At 60.5% G+C, this 11,545-nt stretch carries 10 protein-coding genes; 6 read left to right on the forward strand and 4 right to left on the reverse strand.

The genetic code is table 11. From position 1 onward, the window contains the following. Nucleotides 1-4: 4 nt before the first annotated feature. From ACA062_RS03615 to thiO, 4 genes are read left to right on the forward strand one after another with little or no spacing between them, the layout of a single operon-like run. Nucleotides 5-484 (forward strand): pilus assembly PilX family protein, encoded by a 480-nt coding sequence (locus tag ACA062_RS03615; protein ID WP_497455250.1) that lies wholly within the window; start codon nucleotides 5-7, stop codon nucleotides 482-484. Continuing rightward, entirely contained in the window at nucleotides 471-3,587 is a 3,117-nt protein-coding gene (locus ACA062_RS03620; protein ID WP_497455251.1) for a pilus assembly protein, read from the forward strand. Before ACA062_RS03615 ends, ACA062_RS03620 begins: the two co-directional genes overlap by 14 nt. Before the next feature lie 14 nt (nucleotides 3,588-3,601). Then, nucleotides 3,602-4,003 carry a type IV pilin protein gene (locus ACA062_RS03625; protein ID WP_497455252.1) on the forward strand — a complete coding sequence of 134 codons (402 nt, stop codon included), beginning with the start codon at nucleotides 3,602-3,604 and terminating at the stop codon, nucleotides 4,001-4,003. Between the two features lie 54 nt (nucleotides 4,004-4,057). Next, on the forward strand, nucleotides 4,058-5,158 hold the full coding sequence (gene thiO / locus ACA062_RS03630; RefSeq protein WP_497455253.1) for a glycine oxidase ThiO: 1,101 nt from the start codon (nucleotides 4,058-4,060) through the stop codon (nucleotides 5,156-5,158). Nucleotides 5,159-5,300: 142 nt separating this feature from the next. On the opposite strand, the gene ACA062_RS03635 is transcribed toward thiO, so the two are convergent. The 4 genes from ACA062_RS03635 to ACA062_RS03650 all read right to left on the reverse strand — a co-directional run bounded on the left by ACA062_RS03635 (nucleotide 5,301) and on the right by ACA062_RS03650 (nucleotide 9,682). Then, a complete protein-coding gene (locus ACA062_RS03635; RefSeq protein ID WP_497455254.1) occupies nucleotides 5,301-6,647 on the reverse strand; it encodes a sigma-54-dependent transcriptional regulator in 1,347 nt (448 codons plus the stop codon). Continuing rightward, entirely contained in the window at nucleotides 6,644-8,233 is a 1,590-nt protein-coding gene (locus ACA062_RS03640; RefSeq protein ID WP_497455255.1) for a sensor histidine kinase, read from the reverse strand. The genes ACA062_RS03635 and ACA062_RS03640 overlap by 4 nt, the downstream gene beginning before the upstream one ends. Then, nucleotides 8,223-8,456, reverse strand: coding sequence for a PP0621 family protein (locus tag ACA062_RS03645; RefSeq protein WP_128870787.1), 234 nt, complete (start codon nucleotides 8,454-8,456; stop codon nucleotides 8,223-8,225). The genes ACA062_RS03640 and ACA062_RS03645 overlap by 11 nt, the downstream gene beginning before the upstream one ends. Before the next feature lie 203 nt (nucleotides 8,457-8,659). Next, nucleotides 8,660-9,682: an outer membrane protein assembly factor BamD gene (locus ACA062_RS03650; protein ID WP_497455256.1), complete on the reverse strand. Its 1,023-nt coding sequence runs from the start codon at nucleotides 9,680-9,682 to the stop codon at nucleotides 8,660-8,662. 151 nt (nucleotides 9,683-9,833) lie between these two features. Here ACA062_RS03650 and rluD point away from each other — a divergent pair, with 151 nt between their 5' ends. Continuing rightward, complete coding sequence (gene rluD / locus ACA062_RS03655) at nucleotides 9,834-10,796, forward strand: 23S rRNA pseudouridine(1911/1915/1917) synthase RluD (protein ID WP_046048807.1); 963 nt, start codon at nucleotides 9,834-9,836, stop codon at nucleotides 10,794-10,796. Next, nucleotides 10,793-11,512: a peptidoglycan editing factor PgeF gene (gene pgeF, locus ACA062_RS03660; RefSeq protein WP_497455257.1), complete on the forward strand. Its 720-nt coding sequence runs from the start codon at nucleotides 10,793-10,795 to the stop codon at nucleotides 11,510-11,512. The genes rluD and pgeF overlap by 4 nt, the downstream gene beginning before the upstream one ends. The last annotated feature ends 33 nt before the right edge of the window (nucleotides 11,513-11,545 follow it).

Raw genomic sequence — 11,545 nt, forward strand, 5'->3', positions numbered from 1 at the left:
GACGATGAATTTTTCTCCCGTGACCCCTCACTCCCAGCGCGGCATGGCGCTGTTGGTCAGCCTGGTGTTTCTGCTGCTGCTGACATTGATTGGCATTTCATCGATGCAGAATGCCACTCTTCAGGAAAAGATGGCCGGCAGCGTTACCTTGCGCAATCAATCGTTCCAGGCCGCCGAAGCCGCGCTACGCGTGGGCGAAAGTGCCGTGCAGCTGGAGACGTATTCACTGCCGGTTTGCACCACTGTTCCTCAGTGCGCACCGCCGGGGGAGTCGTCGCTGATCACTGCCGCCGGGTTCTACTCCTCCTCGGGTGTGACCTGGATCGCCTCCGGTAACGGCTTTTACGGCGTGCAGTACCTCGGCACTACCCGGGGGGCGGTGAAACTGCCGACGGATGACACAGTGAAGCTGTACCGGGTGACCGCAGTGGGCATCGCCGGTAATTCGCGCAGTGTGGTGGAGAGTATCTATGCGAAATACTGAGCGGCGCGCCGGATTGTGGCAATTGATGTGTGGCGTGCTGTCGGGGCTTTACTTGTCAGCACCGGCCTATGCATTCACGCCTTCGGACTCACCGCTGTTGAGTGCCGCCGCCGTCCCACCAAACGTGATGCTGCTGATCGATGACTCGGGGAGCATGAACAACATCATTTGGGCGCCAGGGTTCGATCCAGCGGTCAACCGCGCGCAGATCGCCAATTGCAGTTCCAACACCTCATGCTCCAGCGGCCAGAATCTGGACATGAGCAACACCAACATCCTCTTGTCGAGCCTCAACCGGGGAGGGTGCTCAACCAGCGGTAATTGGTACGGTTTTTATCGCGGCTTTTTGGGACTGTCATCCATATGCCTGAAGCTGCCCGACCCGGTGGGCAACGAAAATACCCGCTACACCGCCGACTACTTGTCTTATCTGGTGGGCCTGGCCAATGGTTCTAACAGGGATTTCACCAGTGGCACCGGCGCGATCCCCAATGATTACCGGATCAGCGTGGCACAGGATGTGTCGACAAACCTGGTCAGCAGCAATCGCGCGCTGCGTATCGGCCTGGCGACGTTTAACCCGCCCACCAGCAGCAACTCCGGCCCCGGCGGTTTTATTGCCCGTCCGGTCAGTGACCTGGCTCCCGTCAGCGGCAGCGTCACCCAGGCCCAGGCCAACACCAACTACAGCGCCCTGATCGCCTCGATCAGTGGCTTGAGTGCCATTGCCAATACCCCATTGGCGGAATCCTATTACGAGATAACCCGGTACATGCGCGGCATGGCGCCGTACTACAACTCGACACCGACCACCTACACCAGCCCGATCCAGTATCGCTGCCAGAAAAACTACGGCGTGGTGATCACCGATGGCCTGCCCACCTTCGACCGGACCTTCCCCACCAATGACCCGCTCGGCGGCAGCCGTTTGCCGAACTGGGACGGCATCAGCACCAACGATGGCGACAACCTTTTCGGTGATGCAGAGGGCGATACCCTGTACCTGGACGACATCGCCAAATTCGCCTTTGACATCGACATGCGCTCCATCGGTACCGACGCCGCGGGCAAAAACTGGAACGCGGAAGACTTCCCCAAGCAGAACATGAACACCTACACCGTGGGTTTCACCGCAGCCAACCAGATGTTGTCGGACGCCGCCAGGTACGGGCAGGGCAAGTACTACCAGGCGACCGACAGTGCCGGCCTTAATACCGCATTGTCGTCGGCCTTGAGCGACATCACGTCCAAGGCCGGTTCCGGAGGCAGCGGCATCACCAGCAGCTCGATCGTCGGGGTCGGCGCCTCCTATTACCAGACCAGCTATGACCCCAAGGACTGGCGCGGCACGATCAAGTCCTATGGCTTCAGCTCCAACGGCGAAGTCAATACCGCCTCGGTACTCTGGACGACCGACACGGCCATCGTGCCCGGGGCCACGGCGCCGACCTATCAGTCGTGGAACACCCTGACCAATGCGCCCGTGACCCTGGCATATGCCAGCTTCTCGCCGGCGCAGCAGACGATCCTCAGTCAGGGTTTGCCTACCAGCATTACCGGAAGCGATCTGGTGGAGTGGAGCAAGGGCATCAACAAAACCGGGTTGAAAGTGCGCAGCGTATTACTCGGCGACATTATCAATTCACCCTTGGTCCTGGCGTCGCCTTCGGACAAGACCGCCGCCGATCTGGTGGGCGATACCAGTTACAGCACCTACCTCGCCACCAAAGCCGCGAACATGACCGCCAGTCTGGTGGTCAACGCCAATGACGGCTTTGTGAGCGTCATCAACCCGGCCAACGGCACCCGGCGTTATGCCTACATGCCGTCGAGTGTGCTGCCATCGCTGCGCACTATCGCCGACACCGCCTACCTCAACGGAGTCGGTCACGAGTTTCTGGTCGATGGTCAGCTCGGGGTGTTCGATGCCCAGCTCAACAGTGCCTGGAAAACCCTCGCACTGGGCGGTACCGGCGCAGGCGGCAAGACGTTTTACGCCGTGCAGCTGTACGACGCTTCGGCCGGCAACGTGACCAAGGCATTATGGGAAATCAGTGCACCGGCCACGGCCAATACCGCGAACGTGTTCAATGACCTGGGGTATGCCTACGCCCGTCCGGAAGTGGCACGCCTGGCCGATGGGCGTTGGGCGGCGTTCATCTCCAACGGCTATGGCAGCAGTTCAGGGGTGGCGGCGTTGTACGTGGTGGACATTCGTGATGGGTCGCTGATCAAGAAGATCGTCATCGACAGCACCGAAACCACCAATGGCCTGTCCTCGGTGAAGCTCAAGGTCAATTCGCAGAATGTGGTGCAGGCCGCCTACGGCGGTGACCTGAAAGGGCGTTTGTGGAAGTTTGACCTGAGCGGAGCTACCACAGACACCTGGGGCGTGGCGTTTGCCGGCAAGCCGTTGTTTACCACCGCTGGCGGCGCCACTCAGCCGATCACTGCGCAACCGCTGCTGGCGGACAATACCCTGGGTGGCAAGGTGGTATTTTTCGGCACCGGAAAATTCAACGAGACAGCCGACAAGACCAACAAGGATCTCCAGGCGTTCTATGCGGTGTGGGACGCGAACGGTGGCACCGGGCAAATCACCACCTCCAGTTTGCAGGCCCAAGCGGTGACGGGCGTGTTTTCCGCAAGCTCGGGGCAGTTCATAACCACCAGCCAGAACGAGGTGACTTATCCGGCCGAGAAGGGCTGGTACCTGCCACTGGTCTACAACAGCGTGTTGAACGGGGAGCGGGTGATCAACCAGGCGGCTTTGATTCTGGGACGAATCGTCTTTACCACCGCCAGCGTCGACACCACGGACCCTTGTGCCAGTTTCGGCACCGGCAAACTGATCGAACTGGATGCATTCAGCGGTAAAATGTTCAACTACGCGGTGCTCGATACCAATGGCGATAACCTGGTCGACAGCAGCGACACGATTTCCAGCGGGGTGATTTTCACCGGCGGGATGCCGGTGTTGAACGCCATCGTCAACGGCGGCACCGCCAAGATCGTGGGCGATTCCAGTGCAACGGTGACCCGGCTGACGGAAAAGGGCGGCGGCGGTGACAGTCGTCGCATCATGTGGCGGCAAATACAGTAAATGAGAGTTGAGGCATGCGCAGAACCAACCGAGGTTTTACCCTGATTGAAATCATGATCGTGATTGCGATCATCGGGATCGTCATCACCATTGGCTACCCGAGCCTCACCGAGTACGTGAAGAAAGGTCGCCGGACTGAAGTGGCGGGTTTGCTCTCCGAGCAGGCGCAGATTCTCGAACGGTTTTATTCGAAGTCGAATGTCTACACCGGTGCAACCGGCCTGAGCGCCGGCAATGATTTTTACACGATCACTCCGGCCTTGACCGATCAGGCCTTCAAGTTGACGGCTGTGCGCAAGGCGGGCAGCGCCATGGCGACGGACAAGTGTGGGGATTTCACTATCACCAACACCGGCGTCAGAAGCATGGAGAATGCTGCGGCCGGCCTGACCACCAAGGATTGCTGGGGTCGCTGAATTCCTTTTCGGGCGCCTTTTCGCCCTCTGTCTATTTAACGGTTGGATCAGAACATGACCAGGCAACAGCAAGTGGTGATTGTCGGTGGCGGCGTAATAGGTTTGCTGACGGCATTCAATCTCGCCTCCGAAGTGCAGAGCGTTGTATTGCTGGATCGCTCGAATGTCGGTCAGGAGTCTTCCTGGGCCGGTGGCGGGATCGTGTCGCCGCTCTATCCATGGCGCTACAGCCCGGCGGTCACCGCGTTGGCCCATTGGTCCCAGGATTTTTATCCGCAGCTGGGCGAGCGCTTGTTCGCGGCGACCGGGATTGATCCTGAGGTGCACACCACCGGTTTGTATTGGCTGGATCTCGATGACGAAGCCGAAGCGCTGGCCTGGGCCGAGCGTGAAAACCGGCCGTTGCGGGCTGTGGATATCTCGGCGGCCCACGATGCGGTGCCGGTGCTCGGTGCCGGTTTTTCCCGGGCGATCTACATGGCCGATGTGGCTAATGTGCGCAATCCGCGGTTGGTGAAATCCCTCAAGGCTGCGTTGCTGGCGTTGCCGAACGTGACGATTCATGAGCACTGCGAAGTCAGCGGGTTCATCCATGAAGGCACTGCTGTAGTCGGGGTGCAAACCTCGGCGGGCGCCATTCGTGGCGATCAGGTGGTGCTGACGGCTGGCGCCTGGAGTGGTGATTTGCTCAAGAGCCTGGGTCTGGACCTGCCGGTCGAACCGGTCAAAGGACAGATGATTCTTTACAAGTGCGCGGCGGACTTTCTGCCGAGCATGGTACTGGCCAAGGGGCGTTATGCGATTCCCCGGCGCGACGGGCACATTCTGATTGGCAGTACGCTGGAGCATGAAGGTTTCGACAAGACACCGACCGAGTCTGCCCTGGAAAGCCTGAAGGCGTCGGCGGTGGAGTTGATTCCGGCATTGGCGGAGGCCGAAGTGGTCGGGCATTGGGCCGGGTTGCGGCCGGGTTCACCGGAGGGCATTCCTTACATTGGCCGGGTGCCCGGGTTTGAGGGCCTGTGGCTCAACTGCGGGCATTACCGCAATGGGCTGGTGTTGGCGCCGGCGTCGTGTCAGTTGTTTGCGGATGTGATGGTAGGGCGTGAGCCGATTATCGATCCGGCGCCGTATGCGCCAGAAGGGCGAATTTAGCCACGGATTTTTCGGCGCCTGTCAGATCGCTATCGTCGGAACGCCGCCCGGAGCAAGCCCGCTCCCACAGTGTTCCAGGTTGCCTGCGGTTCTGTGTTCACAGCAGATCCCTGTGGGAGCAGGCTTGCCCGCGATAGGGCCCTCAATCCAGTCCCAATTTCTTCAGCCGGTAACGCATCGACCGAAACGAAAGATTCAACCGCTGTGCCGCCGCCGTACGGTTCCAGCGGGTTTCCTCCAGCGCCTGGAGGATCAGTTTGCGCTCAACGTTTTCCAGATAATCCTCCAGGTTGTCGATCTGCGTCAGGTCCGGCACACCGCCCTGCGCGACACAGTTGCCTTCGGCCAATCGTAGGTCGCCGGCTTCGATCTGTTGGTTTTCACACAGCGTGTGAGCCCGTTCGAGCATGTTCTCCAGTTCCCGCACATTGCCCGGAAAACGATAGCTTTTCAGCGCGTCGAGGGCGTGTGGGTGGAGTCTGGCGGCGGGCTGGCCACTGCCGGCTGCCAGGCGTTTGAGAACATGGATGGCCAGAGTCTCTATATCGTCGCGACGTTCGCGCAAGGACGGAACCCGCAACTCGATCACGTTCAGCCGGTAGTACAAATCCTGGCGGAAGCGCTCGGCGGCGACTTCTGCGTCGAGGTCTTTGTGGGTGGCGCAGAGGATGCGCACATCGACCACGGTTTCCTGCTGGCCACCGACACTGCGCACGGCTTTTTCCTGAATCGCCCGCAGCAGTTTGACCTGCATCGCCAGTGGCAAATCAGCCACTTCGTCGAGGAACAGCGTACCGCCATGGGCCGCCTGGAACAGGCCGGGCTTGTCCTCGATGGCACCGCTGAAGCTGCCTTTGCGGTGGCCGAAAAACTCGCTTTCCATCAATTCCGAGGGAATCGCCCCGCAGTTCACCGGGATAAAGGGGCGGTTGGCCCGCGGCCCCTGCTCGTGGATCAGTCGCGCGACCAGTTCCTTGCCGCTGCCAGACTCGCCGCTGATGTACACCGGGGCCTGACTGCGGGCCAGTTTGTCGATGTGTTTGCGCAGGCTGCGCATGGGCAATGAGTCACCCAGCAACTGCCGATCGACGGTGCTGCTGGCACCGCCCGGCGCGGTCAGGCGCAGGGCGCTGGTGACCAGTTCCCGCAGACGGGAAAGGTCTACCGGTTTGGTCAGGAAGTCGAAGGCCCCGGCCTTGAGTGCGTTGATCGCTGTTTCAAGGCTGCCAAAGGCCGTAATCATTGCCACCGGTACCTGTGGATGCCGTTGCTGGATGTAGTGCACCAGCTCCAGGCCGGTGCCGTCCGGCAGGCGCATGTCGGTCAGGCACAGGTCGAATGTCTCGCGCGTCAGCAGAGCCTGGGCTGCGTCAACGTTGCGGGCACTGAAGGTGTCGAGATTCATCCGTCCCAGAGTGATTTCCAGGAGTTCGCGGATGTCCGGCTCGTCGTCGACGATCAGGACTTTTTGCCGTGGGCTTGTGTTCAACTTTGTTTCCGTCCGTGAGCAAAGGTGATACGAAAGCAGCCGCCGCCTTGGCGTGGTTTGAAGTCTAGGCGGGCCTGGTTGCTTTCGCACAGCTCACGGGACAGATAAAGTCCAAGCCCCGTCCCTTGGGTGCTGGTGGTGAAGAACGGTTCGAACAGCTGTGCCTGATGGTCCGGCGCCACGCCGGTTCCATCGTCCCGGACCTCGAGAATCGGCAGCTGGCTGTCGCGGTCGATAAACAATTGGAGCCAGACCTGCGCCTGATCGTGGACCTGGATGCTATGGCGCCAGCCGTTGCGCACCAGATTGTCGAGTATCTGGATCAGCTGGTTCGGGTCCATCAGGGTTTTGAAGTCGCCCGACCCTATGTGCAGGTGAATCTGCTGACGCTCGGTCGCGCGCTCGCGGGTTTCGGCGACGAACTGTTCCAGCCACGGCTTCAGGTCGAGCCGATGCGCCACGGTTTGTTGGCGACGGGACAGTTGCAGGACGTTTTCGATTACCCGATTCATTCGCTGAGAGTGGTCTTGAATAATCTGGGTCAGACGTCGATCCGCGCCATTGAGTTCCTCTGATTCCTGTAATAGCTGCGCGGCGTGACTGATGGCGCCCAGTGGATTGCGTACTTCATGGGCAATGCCAGCTGTCAGGCGGCCGAGGGCGGCGAGTTTCAATTGTTGGGCCTGTTGGGCGATCTGGGCGAGGTCTTCGAGAAACACCAGAATCTGGTAATGGGGGCTTTGGTCCAGGGCGATAAAGCTCGGTTGCAGCTCCAGGCCACTTCCATCGACTTTAATGCTCTGGGGGCGCAGCGTCGGATTGTTGCGCCACAGTTGCAGGCGTTCGACCAGGGTGGGCGAGTAATCATCGATCAGTTGGCCTTCAAGCCCGTCCAGCCCCAGCAGTGTCAACGCGCCGTGATTGGCCAGTTGCACCCGTCGCTGGTCGTCGAGTACCAGGATGCCGGTGCGCATGCGTTGCAGGATCAGCGCATTGAGGGCTTCGAGGCCGACCACTTCGCTGGCCCGTTGCTCGGCCAGGCTTTCACTGACTTCCAGGCGCCGGGTCAGGCCTTGTACCAACAGTGCTGCGGCGAAGCACAGGGCGCCCAGCGTGCCGACTTGCAGGTAGTCGTTGGGGCTGGTCGGATGGCTGAAGCTTATCAGCAGGCTCAGCCCGACGATGCCGAGCGCGCCGACAGCGGCAATCAGCAAGCCGATACGCCGCCGCAACAAGGTGTTGCTGATTGCCACCGAGACGATCAGCAGATTGCCGATGGCGCTGGCCACGCCGCCGCCGGCGTAGAACAGGCCGCACAGCAGCAGCACGTCGGTCAGCGCCAGACTGAACAACTGCGCCGGGCGGCGGGTGTTCTCAAGAAACACCACCAGCAGAATATTGAGTACCAGGTACAGCCAGCTGCCAGTGCGCAACAAGTCGTCATTGGCGAACTTCAGCAACTGGTTGTCCATGTTGCTGGAGATCAACAACACCAGGGTGAGGCCAACGCTTAAACGGTAAAGATGATAGAGACGCAGCAGTCGCTGGGCCTGTTTGCTGCCGGGACTGGACGTCTCAGCGATCACTTGAACCCGGGCCTTGCTCAAGGTGAGCCTGGCTGCAATACCACTGTTGTTGGAGGTTCAGCGCGCGGTCGCGGGGCAGGTGGACGCCGCAATGCGCGCAGCGGACCATCGGTGCTGCTTCCAGCTCGGCGGAGGACTTGGGTGCGGAGGAAGAAGCCTTGAACTTGCGCCAGAACCATACCGCAGCGGCAATCAGGGCGATCCAGAACAATAAACGAAGCATGGCGAGCTGCTTTATTAGCTAATGATCAGGCAGTTTAGCAAGGACATGACCTGCGCACAGCCTGTAGGAGCAGCCGGTCGACGCTCGATTGCTCGCGATTGACGTCAACGATAACGCGTTTCTTCTGAATAAACGCGTCGTCTGGACGTTTTTCGCGAGCAATCGAGCGTCGACCGGCTGCTCCTACACTGACTCGCCGTATATCAGTCGAACACGCCGAAGGTCATGTAGCTGAACCACGAGCGGTCGCTGTTGTTGGCTTCGGACTCGTGTTCCTCTTCTTCGATCACGTCGCCATCTGCATCTTTAGGCTTGAGGTCGCTTGGGATCGCATCCTTGGCTTCCTGGAACTGCTTCTGCACGTCCTGGTTGGCGCGGGTTTCGCCCGGCGGCAGCGGCGGACGGGATTCGATCAGGCCCAGGGTGGCCTTGCTCAACCACGAACGGTTGTCGGCTTCGTCGACCGACGGCGTGAACTGACCGTCGACCAGGCTTGGATGGTTCGGGTAGTTGAGCTTCAGGGTTTCGAGGCTGGTGTTGGCCAGTTCGTCCAGGTGCAGACGCTGGTAGGCCTCGGTCATCACCGCCAGGCCGTCGCCGACCGATGGGGTTTCCTGAAAGTTTTCCACCACGTAGCGCCCACGGTTCGCGGCGGCGACATAGGCCTGACGGGTCAGGTAATAGTCGGCAACGTGAATCTCGTAAGCGGCCAGCAGGTTGCGCAGGTAGATCATGCGCTGCTTGGCGTCCGGCGAGTAGCGGCTGTTCGGGAAGCGGCTGGTCAGCTGGGCGAACTCGTTGTACGAGTCGCGAGCGGCACCCGGGTCACGCTTGGTCATGTCCAGCGGCAGGAAGCGCGACAGCAGGCCGACGTCCTGGTCGAAAGAAGTCAGACCCTTGAGGTAGTAGGCGTAATCGACGTTCGGGTGCTGTGGGTGCAGACGAATGAAACGCTCGGCGGCGGACTTCGCAGCCTCGGGCTCGGTGTTCTTGTAGTTGGCGTAGATGAGCTCGAGTTGAGCCTGATCAGCGTAGCGGCCGAACGGATAACGCGACTCCAGGGCCTTCAGCTTGGCTGTGGCGCTGGTGTAGTTGCTATTGTCCAGATCGTGCTGAGCCTGCTGGTACAGCTCGACTTCGCTCAGGTTTTCATCTACGACTTCCTTCGATGAGCAAGCAGCGGTCAATGCGAGGATGGCGATCAGCAGCAGGTGTTTCACTTGCATGGCGGCTTGCGTCCCTATGACGGCCGCTGTCTTGGGCGGGGCCGTCCTGTTATGATGAGCGCCCCGTTGAATAGCTTCGGGGCAAAAGACGCCGTATTTAACCACAAGCGCGCAGCCGAAACCAAAAGCTGTGCCGACGCCTAGTCTGAGCATGTCCGATAAAATTGAACTTCGCGCAGAGGTGCCGTCCGAATTGGGCGGCCAACGCCTCGATCAAGTCGCCGCACAATTATTCGCTGAGCACTCGCGCTCGCGCCTTTCCGCCTGGATCAAAGACGGCCGCCTGACTGTGGATGGGGCGGTTATCCGCCCGCGAGACATCGTTCACGGTGGCGCCATTCTTGAACTGACTGCCGAGCAGGAAGCTCAGGGCGAATGGATCGCTCAGGACATCGAGCTGGACATTGTCTATGAAGACGACGACATTCTGGTGATCAACAAGCCTGCGGGCCTGGTGGTGCATCCGGCTGCCGGTCATGCTGATGGCACCTTGCTCAACGCCTTGCTGCACCATGTGCCGGACATTATCAATGTGCCCCGCGCCGGTATCGTGCATCGTCTGGACAAGGACACCACCGGTCTGATGGTGGTGGCCAAGACCATTCAGGCGCAGACCCAGCTGGTCACGCAACTGCAAAGTCGCAGCGTCAGCCGGATCTACGAATGCATCGTGATCGGTGTGGTCACCGCCGGCGGCAAGATCAACGCGCCGATCGGTCGTCATGGCCAGCAACGCCAGCGCATGGCCGTCATGGAAGGTGGCAAGCAGGCTGTCAGCCATTACCGCGTGCTCGAGCGTTTCCGCTCCCACACTCACGTGCGGGTCAAGCTGGAAACCGGTCGTACGCACCAGATTCGGGTACACATGGCCCACATCAACTTCCCGTTGGTCGGAGATCCTGCCTACGGCGGTCGTTTCCGCATCCCGCCGGCAGCCAGTGTGACCATGATCGAATCGTTGAAGGCTTTTCCGCGTCAGGCACTGCACGCGCGGTTCCTGGAGCTGGATCATCCGACCACCGGTAAACGCATGAGTTGGGAATCGCCACTGCCGGACGACTTCGTCTGGTTGCTGACGCTGCTCAAGCAAGACCGCGAGGCGTTCATCGGATGAGTGACTGGCTGATTCCCGACTGGCCCGCGCCGGCCGGGGTGAAAGCCTGTGTGACCACCCGTGCGGGCGGCGTCAGTCTGGCGCCGTTCGACAGCCTCAACCTCGGCGATCACGTCGACGACAGCCCCGAAGCCGTTGCCGAAAACCGCCGTCGCCTCACCGATCAATTCTCTATTCAACCGGCCTGGTTGCAGCAGGTTCACGGCATTGCCGTGGCTCATGCCGACCCGGGCCTGGTGGCGACTGCCGACGCCAGCTGGACGGCAACGCCCGGTATAGCCTGTACGGCGATGACCGCCGATTGTCTGCCAGTACTTTTTTGCGACCGTGCCGGCACTCGTGTGGCGGCGGCTCATGCCGGCTGGCGCGGGTTGGCGGCGGGGGTGCTGGAAGCCACTCTCGACAGTCTGGCTGTGCCGCCAGAAGAAGTGCTGGTCTGGCTCGGCCCGGCCATTGGCCCGCAAGCCTTTGAAGTCGGCCCGGAAGTACGCGAAACCTTCGTCGAGCAACTGCCTGAAGCCGCCAAAGCCTTTGTGCCGAGCCCAAATGCTGGCAAATTCATGGCTGATATCTATCAGCTGGCACGATTGCGTCTGGCCGTCCGCGGTATCACGGCCATCTATGGCGGCGGTTTCTGCACTGTCACAGATCCGCGCTTCTTTTCTTACCGCCGCAGTCCTCGCACTGGTCGGTTTGCCTCCCTGATCTGGCTCTAGGGGGCGTTCTCAATTAGTTTCCCCACCGCGTTG

Source organism: Pseudomonas sp. LBUM1679 (genome assembly GCF_059695565.1).

Excerpts from the sequence above, each read along its gene's own strand:
- pgeF (WP_497455257.1), top strand. The coding sequence starts at position 10,793 with ATGAGTGACTGGCTGATTCCCGACTGGCCCGCGCCGGCCGGGGTGAAA.
- ACA062_RS03620 (WP_497455251.1), top strand. The coding sequence starts at position 471 with ATGCGAAATACTGAGCGGCGCGCCGGATTGTGGCAATTGATGTGTGGC.
- rluD (WP_046048807.1), top strand. The coding sequence starts at position 9,834 with ATGTCCGATAAAATTGAACTTCGCGCAGAGGTGCCGTCCGAATTGGGC.
- ACA062_RS03625 (WP_497455252.1), top strand. The coding sequence starts at position 3,602 with ATGCGCAGAACCAACCGAGGTTTTACCCTGATTGAAATCATGATCGTG.
- ACA062_RS03615 (WP_497455250.1), top strand. The coding sequence starts at position 5 with ATGAATTTTTCTCCCGTGACCCCTCACTCCCAGCGCGGCATGGCGCTG.
- ACA062_RS03645 (WP_128870787.1), bottom strand. The coding sequence starts at position 8,456 with ATGCTTCGTTTATTGTTCTGGATCGCCCTGATTGCCGCTGCGGTATGG.
- thiO (WP_497455253.1), top strand. The coding sequence starts at position 4,058 with ATGACCAGGCAACAGCAAGTGGTGATTGTCGGTGGCGGCGTAATAGGT.
- ACA062_RS03650 (WP_497455256.1), bottom strand. The coding sequence starts at position 9,682 with ATGCAAGTGAAACACCTGCTGCTGATCGCCATCCTCGCATTGACCGCT.